The organism is Microbispora sp. ZYX-F-249 (assembly GCF_039649665.1).
In the GTDB taxonomy this organism is placed as follows: domain Bacteria; phylum Actinomycetota; class Actinomycetes; order Streptosporangiales; family Streptosporangiaceae; genus Microbispora; species Microbispora maris.
In genome coordinates, this window is sequence record NZ_JBDJAW010000020.1 from 108,040 (window position 1) to 123,925 (window position 15,886).

14 protein-coding genes are annotated in these 15,886 nt (G+C 74.1%); 7 read left to right on the forward strand and 7 right to left on the reverse strand.

The window, feature by feature from the left end:
• Window positions 1-13 precede the first annotated feature (13 nt).
• On the forward strand, window positions 14-1,552 hold the full coding sequence (locus AAH991_RS23520; RefSeq protein WP_346228059.1) for a serine/threonine-protein kinase: 1,539 nt from the start codon (window positions 14-16) through the stop codon (window positions 1,550-1,552).
• Between the two features lie 4 nt (window positions 1,553-1,556).
• Here the strand turns inward: AAH991_RS23520 and AAH991_RS23525 are convergent, their stop codons facing one another.
• From AAH991_RS23525 to AAH991_RS23540, 4 genes are all read right to left on the reverse strand, one after another.
• The gene (locus AAH991_RS23525; protein ID WP_346228060.1) at window positions 1,557-1,901 is read right to left on the reverse strand and encodes a hypothetical protein; all 345 of its coding nucleotides are present in this window, start codon (window positions 1,899-1,901) and stop codon (window positions 1,557-1,559) included.
• Window positions 1,901-4,276 carry an AAA family ATPase gene (locus tag AAH991_RS23530; RefSeq protein ID WP_346228061.1) on the reverse strand — a complete coding sequence of 792 codons (2,376 nt, stop codon included), beginning with the start codon at window positions 4,274-4,276 and terminating at the stop codon, window positions 1,901-1,903. The genes AAH991_RS23525 and AAH991_RS23530 overlap by 1 nt, the downstream gene beginning before the upstream one ends.
• Before the next feature lie 130 nt (window positions 4,277-4,406).
• Window positions 4,407-5,678: a cytochrome P450 family protein gene (locus AAH991_RS23535; protein WP_346228062.1), complete on the reverse strand. Its 1,272-nt coding sequence runs from the start codon at window positions 5,676-5,678 to the stop codon at window positions 4,407-4,409.
• 71 nt (window positions 5,679-5,749) lie between these two features.
• Window positions 5,750-6,202, reverse strand: a complete 453-nt coding sequence (locus tag AAH991_RS23540; protein WP_346228063.1) for a MarR family winged helix-turn-helix transcriptional regulator — start codon at window positions 6,200-6,202, stop codon at window positions 5,750-5,752.
• On the opposite strand from AAH991_RS23540, the gene AAH991_RS23545 reads away from it, so the two are divergent.
• From AAH991_RS23545 to AAH991_RS23555, 3 genes are all read left to right on the forward strand, one after another.
• A complete protein-coding gene (locus tag AAH991_RS23545) occupies window positions 6,203-7,309 on the forward strand; it encodes a substrate-binding domain-containing protein (RefSeq protein ID WP_346228064.1) in 1,107 nt (368 codons plus the stop codon).
• Window positions 7,310-7,419: 110 nt separating this feature from the next.
• Complete coding sequence (locus AAH991_RS23550) at window positions 7,420-8,820, forward strand: APC family permease (protein WP_346228065.1); 1,401 nt, start codon at window positions 7,420-7,422, stop codon at window positions 8,818-8,820.
• Complete coding sequence (locus tag AAH991_RS23555) at window positions 8,817-9,824, forward strand: acetamidase/formamidase family protein (protein WP_346228066.1); 1,008 nt, start codon at window positions 8,817-8,819, stop codon at window positions 9,822-9,824. Before AAH991_RS23550 ends, AAH991_RS23555 begins: the two co-directional genes overlap by 4 nt.
• On the opposite strand, the gene AAH991_RS23560 is transcribed toward AAH991_RS23555, so the two are convergent.
• Window positions 9,814-10,566 carry an alpha/beta fold hydrolase gene (locus tag AAH991_RS23560; RefSeq protein ID WP_346228067.1) on the reverse strand — a complete coding sequence of 251 codons (753 nt, stop codon included), beginning with the start codon at window positions 10,564-10,566 and terminating at the stop codon, window positions 9,814-9,816. The two genes, AAH991_RS23555 and AAH991_RS23560, sit on opposite strands and share 11 nt — an antisense overlap.
• A gap of 97 nt (window positions 10,567-10,663) precedes the next feature.
• Here AAH991_RS23560 and AAH991_RS23565 point away from each other — a divergent pair, with 97 nt between their 5' ends.
• Complete coding sequence (locus AAH991_RS23565) at window positions 10,664-11,047, forward strand: winged helix-turn-helix transcriptional regulator (protein ID WP_346228068.1); 384 nt, start codon at window positions 10,664-10,666, stop codon at window positions 11,045-11,047.
• Window positions 11,048-11,052: 5 nt separating this feature from the next.
• On the opposite strand, the gene AAH991_RS23570 is transcribed toward AAH991_RS23565, so the two are convergent.
• Both AAH991_RS23570 and AAH991_RS23575 read right to left on the reverse strand, forming a co-directional pair.
• On the reverse strand, window positions 11,053-11,658 hold the full coding sequence (locus AAH991_RS23570; RefSeq protein WP_346228069.1) for a response regulator: 606 nt from the start codon (window positions 11,656-11,658) through the stop codon (window positions 11,053-11,055).
• Window positions 11,655-12,878, reverse strand: coding sequence for a sensor histidine kinase (locus AAH991_RS23575; RefSeq protein WP_346228070.1), 1,224 nt, complete (start codon window positions 12,876-12,878; stop codon window positions 11,655-11,657). Before AAH991_RS23575 ends, AAH991_RS23570 begins: the two co-directional genes overlap by 4 nt.
• 158 nt (window positions 12,879-13,036) lie before the next feature.
• Between AAH991_RS23575 and polX the strand changes: the two genes are divergently transcribed.
• Window positions 13,037-14,755 (forward strand): DNA polymerase/3'-5' exonuclease PolX, encoded by a 1,719-nt coding sequence (polX, locus tag AAH991_RS23580; protein ID WP_346228071.1) that lies wholly within the window; start codon window positions 13,037-13,039, stop codon window positions 14,753-14,755.
• A gap of 10 nt (window positions 14,756-14,765) precedes the next feature.
• Entirely contained in the window at window positions 14,766-15,875 is a 1,110-nt protein-coding gene (locus AAH991_RS23585; protein ID WP_346228072.1) for a class I tRNA ligase family protein, read from the forward strand.
• Window positions 15,876-15,886 lie beyond the last annotated feature (11 nt).

Below are 15,886 nucleotides of genomic sequence, written 5' to 3' on the forward strand. Positions count from 1 at the left end.
CGGGGAGGCGCGGGTGACCCTCATCGCCGGCAGGTACAGGCTCGATCCGGCACGGGCCGGCGGGGGCGGCATGGGCGAGGTCTGGGGTGCCGTCGACGAGCGACTGGGGCGCCGGGTCGCGATCAAGTTCGTGCGGTTCCCCGGTGACGTGCCCGACCGCGACTGGGAGGCCCGTTTCCGGCACGAGGCCACGATCATGGCGAGGCTGTGCCACCCGGGCACGCCCGCCGTCCACGACATGGGGGCGTACGACGACCCGCTGCGCGGGCGGCGGCAGTTCATCGTCATGGAGTACGTCGAGGGGGCCGGGCTCGACGACGTCGTCGCCGAGATCGGGGCCCTGCCCGTGGGGTGGGTGGCGTCGATCGGCGCGCAGGTGGCCGCGGTGCTCGACGCCGCGCACGCCGGGGGGATCCTGCACCGCGATCTCAAGCCGGCCAACCTGATGCTGCGCCGCGACGGCTCGGTCCGGGTGGTCGACTTCGGGCTGGCGATCATGCACGACCCCGCGCTGACGAAGCTGACCCGGACGGGCGAGTGGCTCGGCACCGAGTCCTACATGTCGCCCGAGCAGGTGCGTCAGGAGGAGCCCACCGCCCGCAGCGACCTGTACGCGCTGGGCTGCGTGCTGCACGAACTGCTGACCGGGCGGGCGCTGTTCACCGGCCCGACCCTCTTCAGCGTGATGCGGCAGCAGGTGAGCGTGCCGGCCGCGCCCGCGGGCCGATGGCGGGACGGCGTGCCCGCCGGGCTGGACGACCTGCTGCTGTCGATGCTGGCCAAGGACCCGCGGGACCGGCCCGCGAGCGCCGGGGAGGTCCACGACCGGCTCATGCCGTACCTGACAGACACCGCGCCGCTCCCGGGGTTCACCTCGCCCGCGCCGAGCCCGGCCAGGATGTACGCCGCCGCGGCCGGCCGTACCGGCACGGGCGGCACGGGCGGCACGGGCGGCACGGCGGCCACGCCCGCCGCGTCCCGGGACGGGGACCGTCGCGGCGGGCAGGACGGGTTCAGCCGCGGCGACCTGCGCCGCGCACGGCAGCGTGCGGACTCGCTCGTCCGTGAGTCCCGGTACGCGGAGGCGGCCGCCGTGCTGACCGAGGCCGTCGCCCCGGCCGGCCGGGTGCTCGGCGCGGACGACAGCGAGGTGCTGAGCCTCGGCGTCCACCTCGCCGACGTGCTCTTCGAGGGCGGCGAGCATCTGGCGGCCGCGCAGGCGTTCCACCAGCTCGCCGCGCAGCTCGGCCCGGCAGACGACCGGGCCTTCCAGCTCGGGATGCGCGAGGCGACCTGCTTCCTGCATCTCGGCGACACCGAGACGGCCCTGCGGCTGGCGCGTGAGCTGCTGGCGGGCGAGGCGCACGCCTCGCCCGAGGACGACCCGCGGACCCTGGAGCTGCGCCGGCAGGTCGGCGAGCTGGAGATCGCCGCGGGACGGCACGAGGCGGCCCGGCGGACGCTCGACAGCCTGCTCGGCGACCTCACGGCGCTCTACGGCGCCGCACACCCGGCCACCGAGCGCGTACGCGAGATCCTGGCCGGCCTGTAGACCGTCACCCCAGGCGCCCGGCCAGCGTCCGCACCTCCCCGTGCAGGCCGCGCAGCTCCGCGGCGGTGGGGCTGAGCTCGTAGCCGTGATAGTGGCAGGCGCGGCTCAACGCGGCCCAGCAACCCGCCGCGAGCCGGGCGGCGACGGGATCGCCGTAGCCCTTGAGGCACACGATCTGGACGTGCGTGTCGCAGCGCTCCAGGCCCGGCGCCGTCCTCCGCCAGTAGTCGGCGAGGCACGCCTCGAGGGCCAGCCGGATGAGGAACGCGGCCGCGCGCGGCCATGTCGTGTCCCCCCTGCCGCGCAGCAGGGCGTCCGCGTCGTCGAGGAACGCGACGCACCGGGACATCAGCGAACCTCCCGCAGCGCACGGGCCAGCCGTGTGACGTTGCCGATCGGGTCATCGCCGTGCCCGCGCAGGATGTCGTAGAAGCGCTGCGGGTTGTGAGCGCCCTGGTTGCACGCCCGGTAGACCGCGCCCGCCCAGCCGCCGAAGCGGCGGTCCAGCCGGACCGGCACCTCCTCGCGCCGTACGCCGAGGGCGAGGGCGGCGATCTCACCGGTCGACCGGGCGGCGGAGATGCGGCGTTCGGTCTCCGCGTAGTCGGTCCCCTCCGCCGGCAACCGGCGCCGGGCCGCCTCCACGAACGCCGTCTCCAACGCCACGCGGCACAGCCCCGGCAGGACCGCCTGGCCCACGTCGCGGGGGAGCCTGGGGTTCAGCGCGACCCCGCGTGCCTCCCGCAGCGCGCGCTCCACCGGGTCGAGGTCGACGGCGACGTCGATCTCGGAGCGCTCCCCACGGCGGACCTCGAGGATGGCGGCCTCGATCCCCAGACGCCGGATCGCCTGCGGCAGCCGCGTGTCGTGGGTGAAGACGACCACCTGCCGGTGCCTGGCCACCTCGTCGAGCAGCTGCGCCAGCCCGTCCACCTTCTCGGGGTCCATCGACTGGACGGGGTCGTCGATGACGAGGAAACGGAAGGGGCTGCGGCCGGCGAGAGCGCGGGGGAGGAACAGCGACAGGGCCAGCGCGTGCAGCTCGCCCTGGCTCATCACGCCGAGCGCCGCGCCGGGGATGTCGTCCACGGCCACGCTCAGCTCCGCGCGGCGCTGGTTGCCCCTGCCCTCCAGACGGATCTCCCGCAGCGCCACGTTGCTGTGCCCGCGCATGATCTGCCAGTAGAGGCGCGCCTCCTGGCCCTGTGCCGCCATCCGCTCGGCCCGCAACGTGTCGTGCAGGTCGCGGGCCCAGGCATCGGCCTTCTTCACCAGCGCGAGCCGCGCCTTCGCCTCCTGCCCCGCGCGGGCGTCCCGGCACCAGGCCGCCAGCTCGGGCGCGAGCCGCCGCCAGTCGCCGTCCAGCTCGGCCAGGCGGCGGCGGGCCTCCTCCCGTACGGCCGCGCACTCGGCGGCCAGGCGCAGCCCGGCGGCCTCGAAGAGGCCGGGGTCGAGGACGCCCGGGGTACGGCAGGCCGTCCACGCCCGCCAGACCTCCGCCGCTCCTTCCGGCAGGCCGGGCGGCGGGCCGGCGACGAGCCCGCGCGCGGCCTCGTCCGCCTCCCGCACCTCCCGCCGGGCCGCCGTCGCGTCCGCGGCCTCCCGCCGCAGCCTGGCGACCTCCTCGGCCGCCCGCGCCGCCCAGTCCTCGCCGAGGGCGCCGGGTGTGCCGCAGGTGGGGCAGGAGGGATCGTCCGGATGCCGCCGATGGTGGGACAGGGCGAGATCGAGCAGGTCGGCCCGCCGGCCGGCGTCCTCGGCCGCGGAGTCCCTGAAGCGCTCCGCGGCCCGGCGGGCGTGTCGCAGGCGCTCGGCGGCCTCCCGGACCGCCTGCTCGGCGGGCCCGGTGAGCTCGGCGAGCCGGCGCGTCTGCTCGTGCTCGGCGCCCGGGACGCCCTCGCCCGCCACGAGCGCCTCGACGACGGAGAGGCCGGGATCGGTCCTGCTCAGCTCGGCGTGCGCCGTCGCGGCCCTCGGGTCGGCCACGCCGGCGAGCCGCGCGAGCAGCGCGGGGAGAGCCTGACGCGGCGCGCGCGCGGTCTTCTCGAGCGCCAGCGCCTGGTCGTGCAGGATCGTGCAGGCGTCGGCCAGCCGCCCCAGGCCGAGGATCGCGGAGATCTTGTCGTGGATCTCGGTCGGCCTGTCGAGCGCGGTGCCCAGCTCTGCGTACGGCAGGAAGGGGCGGTGGTCCGTCATGGCCCGCGTCAGGCCGAGCGTGGCGAGCGGCGCCTCGGGGCGGCCGGGGCGGGTGACGGTCGCGGCCGTGGCGTCGTGCCTGTCACCGGTCCAGGTGAGCCTGACCACGCTCGGTTCGCTGTCACCCGCGATCGCCAGCTCGACCTCGATCTCCGGCGAGACCCCGGCGTGGAGGTTGGCGAAGCCGCCGGTCCAGATCTGCGAGCGGTCCCTCCACCGGGAGTTCTCACCGGTGAGCGCCATCTCGACGGCCTCGGCGAAGCTGGACTTCCCCGAGCCGTTCCTGCCCGTGACGAGTGTGAGCCCGTTGCCGGGGGTCAGCGGCAGGCGGGCGGCGCGGCCGACGCCGCGGAACCCCCGGACGCTCACCGCCCCCAGATAGATCCCGGAGACGTCCGGCGACTCCGGCGGCGGGGCGGCACCGAGTGCGGCGCGGACGAGTTCTACCACCTCGGCGGGCGGCTTGTCCTCCGCGAGCCGGGCGTCGAGTTCCTCGTCCAGCGTGGTGGCCCGGAGGGCGTCGGGCATGGGGGATCTCCTGGTGTGCGGGGCGAGCGGGGCGCGCGCGGGCGGCCGCGCGGATGCCGCCCACCAGGAGCAGTAAAGCACAGTTGTGTAGGCCCTTCACGGGCCGATGGAGGATTACCTAGATTTACGCCTATTGTCCGTCGTCGTTCAGGCGTACGGGAAGGTGGGCGAGGCGCCAGGAGACGGGGAAGAACTGGCGGTCGAGGTCGCCGGGCGCGACGGCCAGTTCGAGGCGGGGATAGCGGCGCAGGAGGGCGCCGAAGGCCACCTCGCCCTCCTGCCGGGCCAGCGCCGCGCCCAGGCAGTAGTGCAGGCCGTGACCGAACCCGACGTGGACCTCCTTGTGCCCGTCGGGCTCCCGGGTGATGTCGAGCCGGTCGGGGTCGTCGAAGCGCCGGGGGTCGTAGTTGGCCGACACCAGCACCGCCATCACCGGCTCGCCCCGGCGCACGGTCATGCCGCCGATCTCGACGTCCTCGGCCGCGTACCGGATCCGGGTGCCCTGGACGGGCCCGCACCAGCGCATGAGCTCGTGCACGGCGCGCGGCAGCAGCCCGGGGTCGGCCCGCAGCGCGGCGAGCTGGTCCGGGTGGGTCAGCAGGGCGGCGGTGCCGTTGCCGATCAGATGGGCGGTGGTCTCGTGCCCGGCGAGGACGAGCGTGAGGACCATCGTGACCAGCTCGGTGTCGGTCAGCCGGTCGCCGTCCTCGTCGTGGGTGCGGATCAGGCCGGTCAGCAGGTCGCCGGCGGGTTCGGCCCGGCGGCGGGCGATGAGCTCGCGGATGTAGGTCACCATGTGCCGCAGGGGCTCGGCCACCGCCCCCGGTTCGAGCGACACCAGGCCCTTGCCCCACTCCCGCCACCGCGGGCGGTCCTCCTCGGGAATGCCGACCAGCTCACAGATGACGGTGATCGGCAGGGGGTAGGCGAAATGCTCGATCAGGTCGGCGGCGCCGTCCACGGCGTGACCGGGCAGCCGGTCGAGCAGGTCCTCGGTGATCTCCTCGACCCGGGGGCGCAGCTCCGCCACGCGGCGGGCGGTGAAGGCGCGGGAGACCAGCCTGCGCAGCCGGAGGTGGTCGTCGCCGTCGGCGTCGAGCACGCTGTCGAGGATGTAGGCGGCGTACTCGCGCGGGATGCCGCGGGCCTGGATGAGCTCCTCGCGGATGTTGTGCACGTCCGCACCCGGCACGCTGGCGGGGTTGTTGACGAACCTGCGGTCGCCCAGGACGGTCTTGACGTCGTCGTAGCGCGTGACGAGCCAGACGGGGGAGTTCAGGCCGGGGAAGGAGCCGCGCACCATCGGGGCCTGCTCCCGCAGGCGCGCGTAGCCTCCGAACGGATCGCGCACCAGGTCCGCGTCGAACAGGTTGACGGGCTCCGTCGTGCCGGACGTGCTCATGACCACCCCCGCGGGTTCGGCATGGTGACCGGGGCTGTCAACGTACGTCAGGACGGGCGGCGGAGCAATGGTCAGTCCGTCAAGGAGTGCACGAGAGCTTCCAGGTCGCGCATCAGCCGGTCGGCGCGGGCCGGGCCGTACGCCGCGAGGATCGCGCGCTGGTGCTCGGCGATGCCGGCCTCCAGGCGGGCGAGCAGGTCGCGGCCCCGGTCGGCGAGGAAGACCGCGACCTTGCGGCGGTCGGCCGGGTCGTGGCCGCGGTAGACCACCGCGCGGTCCACCAGCCGGTCCACCGCCTTGGTGAGCGTGGGATGGGGCATCAGCGCGGCCTCGGCCAGGTCTCCCATCGAGTGCCCGCGCCCGTCCGCGAGCGCCTGCAGGATGCGCCACTGCTCGACGGTCACGTCCTCGGCGGCGAGCGCGGCGGCCAGGCCGCGGTTGACGCCGCGCTCGGCCCGGCTAAGCAGGTAGGCGAGCGACGACCCGAGGCCGGTGACCGGTTCGGTCAGGGGATACTCGTGCACGTGGCCGATCCTGTCACAGTCGTCATCGACCCTCTCGAGGCTCATCTGCTACGCGCGGACACGCTGCGTGTCGCGCTGGTGGTGCCGGTCTCCGGCGTGCTCGGGCTGCTCGGGCCGGGGGCGATCAACTGCGCCCTGCTCGCCGCCCGCGAGGTCAACGCCGCCGGCGGGATCCTGGGCCGGCCGGTCGAGCTCGTGCTCGTGGACGGGGGCCGCGGCCCCGGGGCGGTCGCTCGTGAGGTGGGGGGCCTGGTGCGGGCCGGCGCCGTCGAGGCGGTGGTCGGCACCCACGCCAGCGACGTGCGCGTGGCGGTGGAGCGGGCGCTGCGCGGCGCGGCGCCGTTCGTGTACACCCCGCCGTACGAGGGCGGGGCCAGCCGCCCCGGCGTCTACTACCTCGGCGAGCCGGCCGCGCTGCAGGTCGGCCCGGCCATCGACTGGCTGGTCGAGCGCCGGCGGGCCAGGCGCTGGTTCCTGCTCGGCAACGACTACGTCTGGCCGCGGCTGGTGCACGCCTCGGCCCGCGAGCACCTGCGCGGCCGATCGGCGGCGATAGTGGGGGAGCGGCTCGTCCCGCCCGGGACCGGGCTCATGGACCGGCTGATCGAGGAGCTGGCCGTGACGCGGCCGGACGCCGTCCTGCTCACCCTGATCGGCAGCGATCTGATCGCCTTCAACCGGGCCTTCGCCGCGAGCGGTCTCGGTTGCGTGCGGCTGTGCGGCGCGCTGGAGGAGCACGGCCTGCTCGCGGCCGGGGGCGACACGACCGGCGGGCTGTACGCCGCGATGGGCTACTTCGGCGGCATCGCCACCGACGCCAACCTCGGCCTGGCCGAGCGCTACACCGCGATGTTCGGCCCGGAGGCGCCGCTGCTCAACGGGCACGGGCACGGCTGCTACGAGGGCGTGCTCATGCTGGCCGCCCTGGCGCGGCGGGCGGGCACGCTGGCGGTGCCGGCCGTCGAGGCGGTCGCCGACGGCGCGACGATCGTCTCCGGGCGCGGCCCGCTCACGCTGGCCGCGCGCCAGGTGCGTCAGCGGGTGTACCTCGCCCGGGCCGACGGGCTGGACTTCGAGGTCGTCGCGTCGCTGATGCGCCCGATGTAAAACTTTCACCAGAAACCTTTTCGAATTCAAGGATTACCCCTATCGTACGGCTCTGCCCCCGTGCTTCAAGGGCCCGTGCTTCACGGACCCGTGCTTCAAGGAGCCGATCCATGTCCTCCCCTCGACCAGAGGCGCCCGGCGTCGAGCGCTTCGGCTACCAGCAGGAGTTGCGGCGCTCTCTGGGCTTCGCCGACCTGCTCATCTACGGCCTGATCTTCATGGTGCCGATCGCGCCGTTCGGCATCTTCGGCAGCGTCTTCCAGTCGTCCGGCGGGATGGTGGCGCTCGCCTACGTGATCGGCATGGTCGCGATGGCGTTCACCGCCCTTTCCTACGCCCAGATGGCCCGCGCGTTCCCGATGGCGGGCTCGGTCTACACGTACGCGGGCCGGGGCATCGCCGCCCCGGTCGGCTTCCTGGCGGGCTGGGTCATCCTGCTCGACTACGTCCTGGTGCCGGCCCTGCTGTACCTCGTGGCGAGCGCCGCCATGACGTCGTTCGTGCCCGGAGTGCCGATCTGGGTGTGGCTGATCGCCTTCATCGTGCTCAACACGGTGGTCAACTACCTCGGCATCGAGATGACCGCCAGGATGAACAAGATCATGCTGATCGCCGAGCTGATCGTGCTGGCGATCTTCCTCGTCGTCGGGATCGTCGCCCTCGCGCAGGGCAAGGGCCACGGCGACGCCCTCAGCCCGTTGTTCGACTCCTCGACGTTCTCCTGGCCGCTGGCGTTCGGGGCCGTGTCCGTCGCGGTGCTGTCGTTCCTGGGGTTCGACGGAATCTCGATGCTCGCCGAGGAGAGCCGCGTCGAGACCCGCCGTCTCGGCCGGTCGATGGTCTTCGCCCTCGCTCTGGCCGGCGCGCTGTTCGTCGTGCAGACCTGGGTGGCGGCGCTGCTCACCCCCGACCGCGCCACGCTGCTCAGCGAGGGCGACGCCGCGGGCACCGCGTTCTACGACACCGCGGAGTACGCCGGCGGCCACTGGCTGAGCGTGCTGACGGCCGTCGCCACCGCGGTCGCCTGGGGCTTCGCCAACTCCCTCGTCGCCCAGGCGGCCACCTCCCGCCTGCTGTTCGCGATGGCCCGCGACCGCCAGCTCCCGGCGTTCCTCGGCAAGGTGCACCCCAAGCACCGGGTGCCGGTCAACGCCACGTTCCTGGTGGCGGGGGTGTCGCTGGTCCTCGGCCTGTACATGAGCTCGCGCGACGACGGCATCACACTGCTCGGCACGCTGGTCAACTTCGGCGCGATGACCGCGTTCCTCGCCCTGCACGTGTCGGTCGTCGTCCACTATGTCGTCCGGAGCCGCAGCCGGGACTGGTGGCGGCACCTCGTGGCCCCCGCGATCGGCTTCCTGATCCTGCTCTACGTCGTGATCAACGCCAACATCGCCGCCCAGGTGCTCGGCTTCGTCTGGCTGGCGATCGGCGTCGTGATCCTCGCCGGTTCCATCCTGATGGGCCGGCGCCCCACCCTGTCCGCCGTCACCCCGGAGGCCAACGAGTGAACGTCGTGTCCTACCGCCCCCGTCCCGACGACCTGTCCTACACCTTCGGCGGCCGCCCGGCCGTCGAGTCCGTCGCCCCAGGCGCGGTGCTGGAGCTCTACACCGAGGACTGCTTCGGCGGCCGGGTGCGCGGTCCCGGCGACCTGCCGTCGCAGGTCTGCGAGTTCCCGTACCTGAACCCCGTCACCGGCCCGTTCCACGTCGAGGGGGCCGAGCCCGGCGACACCCTGGCCCTGCACTTCGTCTCCATCGAGCCCGCCCGCGACTGGGCCGTCTCCACGACGTTCCCGCACTTCGGCGCGCTGACCTCGACGCACACCACCGCCACGCTCCAGCCGCCGCTGGAGGAGGCCGTCTGGACGTACGAAGTGGACGCCGAGCGGCGGACCGTGCGCTACCGGGCGCGGCGCGGCGACTTCGCCGTCGAGATGCCGCTCGACCCCATGCACGGGACCGTGGGCGTCGCCCCGGCCGCCGCCGAGGCCCGGATGACCATCACCCCGGACGCCCACGGCGGCAACATGGACACGCCGGAGCTGCGCGCGGGAGTGACCGTCTACCTCGGCGTCAACGTGCCGGGCGCGCTGTTCGCCGTCGGCGACGGCCACTGCCGCCAGGGCCACGGCGAGGTCTGCGGCACCGCCGTCGAGGCGGCGATGAACACCGTCGTCGCGGTCGAGCTGATCAAGGGCGTCGCCACGCCGTGGCCGCGGCTGGAGGACGACCGCCACATCATGTCCACGGGCTCGGCCCGGCCGCTGGAGGACGCCTACCGGATCAGCCAGCACGATCTCGTGACCTGGACGTCCTCCCTCACCGGGCTCGACGAGCTGGACGCCTACCAGCTCGTCAGCCAGGGCGGGGAGGCACCGGTCGGCAACGTCTGCGACACCAACTACACGATGGTGGCCAAGCTGCCCAAGGCGTACATCGGCGACCCGGGCGTGTACGGCGGCGCGCACGCCCGACTGCGCGCCCTCGGCGAGGAGTACCTCAGCCGTTGAGGAACCGCAGGACGTGCGGGAGCACGTCGGCGGACCTGGTCCAGCCGGCCTGGTGGTCGGCGCCGGGCACCGGGAAGAACCCGGCGCCGGCCCGCCCGGCGACCTCGCGCATGGGCTCGTGCCAGGGGTCGCCGGTGCCGCAGTAGAGCAGCAGCGGGACCTCGGCCGCCGTCAGCACGGTGTCGAAGCCGCGCTCGGGGGAGAACGCCGCGAAGTTCGCGCGGAAGGCCTCTTCGTCCCCCGCGTCGATCACCGCCGCCTGTTCGGGGTCGGCGTAGGCGCCCTGGCGGAGCAGGCCGAACACGTCGGTGTCCGCGGGCAGCCCGAGGGTCCGCAGCGCGTGGCCGAGCGCCGAGCCGAAGCCGTCCACGGGATCGTAGGAACCCGCCACCAGGCCGGCGCAGCGCTGCGGAGCGTGCCGCAGCACGGCATAGCCGGTGAGCGCGCCCAGCGAGTATCCCCAGAACACCGCACGCCCGACTCCGGCGTCGTCGAGGACCGCGGCGACGTACTCGGCCCGGCGGCGCGACGTGTACGCCGCGGGATCGCGGGGCGCGTCGCTGCCGCCCATGCCGAGCGGGTCGATCGCGATCACCCTGTGACTGCGCGCCAGCACGCCGGTGTAGCCCGCGCGGGCCCACGAGGCCGCGGTGCCGAACATCCCCGGATGGAGCACGAGCGGCGGCCCGTCCCCCCGGACCTCGTAGTGGATTTTGTACCCGTTGCTTGACGCGAGCGGCACGGCTGTACTCCCCCTATGCCATCTGGCCTGGATTGTTACCTCTTGTAACGGAAGTCATTGTGCGGGACGATCATGGGCGGCGGAAGGAGGCACTTTCTTGTCACGACGGAACACGGCTGTTACGGACCAGGTCGCGCCGCCCGAGGAGGAGTGCCCGCTGCCGGAGGTGCTCGGGCTGATCGGCGACAAGTGGAGCGCGCAGGTGCTGCTCGAACTCGGGCACGGGCCGCGTCGCTTCACCCAGCTGGAGCGCGCGGTCGAGGGCATCAGCCGGCGGATGCTGACGCTCAACCTGCGCGCCCTGGAACGCAACGGTCTGGTCACCCGCACGGTCCATCCGGACGCGCCGCCCCGGGTCGAGTACGCCGTCACCCCGCTCGCCGAGGAGATCCGGGAGCCACTGGAGGCGCTCGCGGCCTGGGCGCGGCGGAACAGGGCGGCCCTGTCGGCCGCCCGCCGCGCCTACGACCGGCGCGGCTGACGGGGTCAGAGCCAGCCGTTGTGGCGGGCGACCCGGACGGCCTCCATCCGGTTGCGGGTGCCGGTCTTGGTGATGCACGCCGACAGGTGGTTGCGTACGGTGCTCTCCGACAGGTGGAGACGCCGGGAGATGTCGGCGGCGGTGGAGCCGTCGGCGGCGGCGGCCAGCACGTCGCGCTCACGCGAGGTCAGCGGGTTCGGCCCGGCGCTGAGGGCGGCCGTGGCCAGCGCCGGATCCACCACGACCTCACCGGCCAGCACCCGCCTGATCGCCTGGGCCAGTTCGCCGACGGGCCGGTCCTTGACGACGAAGCCGCGGGCGCCCGCGTCCAGGGCCCGGCGCAGGTAACCGGGCCGGCCGAACGTCGTGACGATGACCACCACGCATCCGGGGAGGGCGGCCCGCAGGTCCGTGGTCGCGTCGAGCCCGCTCCCGCCCGGCATCTCGATGTCGAGCAGGGCCACATCGGGCTTGGCCCGCAGCGCGGCGGGCACGATCTCGTCCGCCGTGCCGACCTGCGCGACGACCTCGAAGTCGTCCTCCAGGTCGAGCAGCACGGTGAGCGCGTCGCGCATCATCGTCTGGTCCTCGGCGATGAGCACGCGGGTCATGGGCCATCCTCCGTGCCGTTGTCCGTGCCGGTGCCGGTGCCGGTGCCGTCGTCGTCCACGCCCGCGTGCGGGATCTCGGCGGTGAGGACGAATCCGCGCGGCAGACGGGCGGTGCTCAGCCGCCCGCCCGCCGCGGCCAGCCGCTCGCGCAGCCCGCGCAGGCCGCTGCCGTCCTCGTCACCGGCGGCGCCACCGGCTCCGTCGTCGCTGATCTCGACCAGCACCGGGTCGCGGTCGCGGCGCAGGGTGATGACGCAGCGCCGGGCGCCGGAGTGCCGCACGACGTTCGTGATCCCCTCCCGGACGACCCAGCTCAGCAGCATGTCGGTCTCCCGCGACAGCGCGGGCCCCGACTCCTTCACCACGCAGTCGACGCCTGCCGTGGCCAGGGCCGCCCTGGCGCTGTCCAGTTCGAAGGCGAGGCTCGCGTCCCGGTAGCCCGTGACCGCCTCGCGCACCTCGGTCAGCGCCTGCCGCCCGATGGCCTCGATGTCCGCGGCGTGCCGCATGGCCGCCTCCGTGTCGCGCGGGGCGAGCCGCCGTACGGCCTCGGCCTTGACGACCACCATCGAGAGCGTGTGGCCGAGCAGGTCGTGCAGGTCGCGGGAGAAGCGCAGCCGCTCGGCCGAGACGGCGGCGACGGCGAGCTTCTCCCGGGTCCGGCCGAGCTCCTCGATCACCTCGCTCATCCGGCGGAAGCCGTACGTCGTGATCCCGGCGAGGAAGGTGGTCAGCGCGGTGCCCCACAGCGCCTCGGCGATCGAGCCGCCGTGGGCCGGGAGGACCGCGGCCAGCACGGCCGTGACGGCGACGAGCGGGGGCGCCGCGCGGACCGGGAGCACGAGCGCCACGGCCACGGCGAGCAGGGAGAACAGCGTCTGCCACCCGTCCGTCCCGTAGGCCAGGGCCGCCGTGATCGTGACCGCCGCGAGCAGCGCGACGAACGCCACCGGCAGGGGCCGAACGTGCGGGCGGGCCCGGCGGGCGGTCAGCACGGCTCCCGCGAACGACATCCCCGCGGCGGCCACCAGGGCCCACGCGGGCCAGGCCGGCACCGCCGACGACGCGGCGGCGGCCGGCGCCAGCAGCAGCAGGAGGGTCAGCCCGAACGCCGGAGCGAGCAACCGCACCGGCAGCCGTACGGGCAGCCGCGGCCGGAAAAGGCGCGGCGGGGAGGATCCGGGCTCGCACCCGTCCGCGCGCGCCGCCGCTTCTGTCATGGCCGCCATTATCGTCGGCGCGCGGCGGGAGCGGACAGGGCGCGATGTCCCGCATCCGGCGGTACGAATCACCCGGGTCTTCGGTCACACCGGGCCGGGACCTCGGCACCTGGAGACGGCCCGGGGGCGCGTCGCAGACTGGCCCGGGGGTGCCTGCGATGAGACGGTGCAACGAGGAGGTCGCCGGGCTGCTGCAGGAGTACGCCGACCTGATCGCGATCACCGGGGGTGACGCGTTCAAGGTGCGGGTCTACGAGAAGGCGGCCCGGTCGGTCGGCGGGTACGGCCGGGAGATCGACGGCATGGACGCGGCGGGCCTGCGGGCGATCCCGAACGTCGGCGCGTCGATCGCCGCGAAGATCGACGAGTACCTGCGGACCGGGTCGATCCACCAGCTGGAGGAGCTGCGTACGCGGATCCCCGCCGGGGTCCGCCTGCTGACCACGATCCCCACGCTCGGGCCGAAGAAGGCCATGGCGCTGTATCACGAGCGGGGCGTCGACTCGATCGAGAAGCTGGAACACGCGATCCACGCCGGGGCCCTGCAGGGAATGCACGGATTCGGCGCGAAGACCGAGGAGAACCTGCTCCACGGCATCGACGTGATCCGCAAGACCGGCAGCCGGGTGCACATCGGGATCGCCATGGCCGTCGCCGACGAGGTCGTCCCCGCGCTGTCGGCCGTGCCGGGCTGCGAGCGCTGCGCGTACGCCGGGTCGCTGCGGCGGATGAAGGACACGATCGGCGACGTCGACGTCCTGGCCACGGCCGACGATTCGGCCGCCCTGATGACGGCCTTCACCACGCTGCCGTACGTCACCGAGGTGATCGCGCATGGCGAGACCAAGAGCTCGGTGCGCACGGCGTCGGGGCTCCAGGTCGACCTGCGGGTGGTGCCGGGGGACTCCTGGGGGGCCGCGCTGCAGTACTTCACCGGCTCGAAGGCGCACAACATCCGCACCCGCGAGATCGCCGTGCACCGGAAGCTCAAGCTGTCGGAGTACGGCGTGTTCGACGTGGCGACCGGAGAGAAGATCACTTCGGCGGACGAGGCGGAGGTGTACGGCATGCTCGGCCTGCCGTGGATCGAGCCGGCCCTCCGCGAGGACACCGGGGAGATCGAGGCCGCGCTGGGCGAGGGGCTGCCGCGGGTCGTGACCTTGGCCGACATCCGCGGCGACCTGCACACGCACACGGACCTGACCGACGGGCTCGCGCCGCTGGAGGAGATGGCCGAGGCGGCGGCCGCCCGGGGCTACGACTACTACGCGGTGACCGACCACGCGCCCGGCCTGTCCATGCAGCGGATGACCGGTGAGAAGGCGCTCGCCCAGCGGGAGCGGCTCCGCCGCCTCGGCGCCGCCCGCCCCGGCATGACGCTGCTGCACGGGTGCGAGCTCAACATCGGCCCGGAGGGCGAGGTCGACTGGCCGCCGGAGTTCCTGGCCGGGTTCGACCTGTGCGTGGCCTCGGTGCACTCGCACTTCACCCAGCCGGCCGAGGAGATGACCCGGCGGCTGGTCCGGGCCTGCGAGAACCCGTACGTGAAGATCATCGGCCATCCGACGGCGCGGGTCATCGGCAGGCGGGAGCCGGTGGACGCCGACTGGCCGCGGGTGTTCGACGCCTGCGCCCGCACGGGCACGGCGCTGGAGATCGACGCCTTCCCCGACCGGCTCGACCTGCCCGCGGACCTGGTCAGGCGGGCGGCCGGCCGGGGCGTGCTGTTCGCGATCGACAGCGACGCGCACGCCGTGCCGCACCTGGCGAACATGCGGTACGGCGTCGGCACCGCGCAGCGAGGCTGGCTCACCCCCGATCGGGTAATCAACACCTGGCCACTCGACCGGCTGCGGGAGTTCCTCCGCCCGCGATGAAGGGGGTTCGATGCTGACGATCGGCAGGCGGCCGCTGCCCGTGGTGGGCCGCGCCCGGATGTACGTGTGCGGGATCACGCCCTACGACACGACCCATCTCGGCCACGCCAGGACGTTCGTGTGGGCCGACGTGGCGGCCCGGGTGCTGCGGCACACCGGTGCGCCTGTCGAGGTCTGCCGCAACGTCACCGACGTGGACGACGTGCTGACCTCGGCCGCGCGCCGGGCCGGCAGCCCCTACGACAGCTTCGCCGCCGTGCAGCAGTTCTACTTCGACCGGGACATGGCGGCGTTGCACGTGCACCCGGTGACGTACGAGCCGCGGGCGCACACGTACGTGCCGCAGGTCGTGGCGCTCGCCCGCGCCCTGGTGGAGCTGGGCCACGCCTACGAGCGGGACGGCGCGGTGTACTTCCGCGGCGCGGGCGTGCGCGAACGGGCCGGGCTCGGCGCCGGCGAGGCGGCCCGCCTGCTGGCGGAGTTCGGCGACGATCCGGACGACCCCGGCAGGGACGACCCGGCGGACGTCGCCGTCTGGCGGCGGTCGGCGGCGGGGGAGCCGGGCTGGCCGAGCCCGTGGGGCGACGGACGGCCCGGGTGGCACGCCGAGTGCGCCGCCATGGCGCTGACGACGTTCGGGCCGGCCCTCGACCTGCACGCTGGCGGCGCCGACCTGCGCTTCCCGCACCACGCGTACGAGGCGGCGATGGCCGAGGCGGCGACCGAGGTGCGGCCGTTCGCCCGCGCCTGGCTGCACGTGGGGGTGGTCCGCGTGGACGGCGCGAAGATGGCCAAGTCGGCGGGCAACCTCGTGTTCACCGCCGACCTGCTGCGGGACCACCCGGCCGGCGCCGTGCGCCTGCTGCTGCTCGATCACCCGTGGGCGGCCGACTGGGACTACCGCCCCGGCGGCCTGGAGGAGGCCGCCGCCCGGCTGGAGCGGCTCCACCGTGCTGCCTACCGACCTGCGGCCGGGCGGCCCGGGACGCAGGCGGCGGGCGAGCACGCGGCGGTGCGCGCGCTGCTGAACGACCTGGACACCGCGGCCGCCCTGGCGATCGCCGAGGAGGAGGGCGGGCAGGCCGCCCGCACGGTGATCGCGCTGCTCGCCCTCGGCTGACGACGGCTCGC

Bases quoted from the DNA above. Each gene is read 5' to 3' on its own strand.
- AAH991_RS23525 (WP_346228060.1), bottom strand. From the start codon at position 1,901: ATGTCCCGGTGCGTCGCGTTCCTCGACGACGCGGACGCCCTGCTGCGC.
- AAH991_RS23530 (WP_346228061.1), bottom strand. From the start codon at position 4,276: ATGCCCGACGCCCTCCGGGCCACCACGCTGGACGAGGAACTCGACGCC.
- AAH991_RS23535 (WP_346228062.1), bottom strand. From the start codon at position 5,678: ATGAGCACGTCCGGCACGACGGAGCCCGTCAACCTGTTCGACGCGGAC.
- AAH991_RS23550 (WP_346228065.1), top strand. From the start codon at position 7,420: ATGTCCTCCCCTCGACCAGAGGCGCCCGGCGTCGAGCGCTTCGGCTAC.
- AAH991_RS23570 (WP_346228069.1), bottom strand. From the start codon at position 11,658: ATGACCCGCGTGCTCATCGCCGAGGACCAGACGATGATGCGCGACGCG.
- AAH991_RS23575 (WP_346228070.1), bottom strand. From the start codon at position 12,878: ATGACAGAAGCGGCGGCGCGCGCGGACGGGTGCGAGCCCGGATCCTCC.
- polX (WP_346228071.1), top strand. From the start codon at position 13,037: ATGAGACGGTGCAACGAGGAGGTCGCCGGGCTGCTGCAGGAGTACGCC.
- AAH991_RS23585 (WP_346228072.1), top strand. From the start codon at position 14,766: ATGCTGACGATCGGCAGGCGGCCGCTGCCCGTGGTGGGCCGCGCCCGG.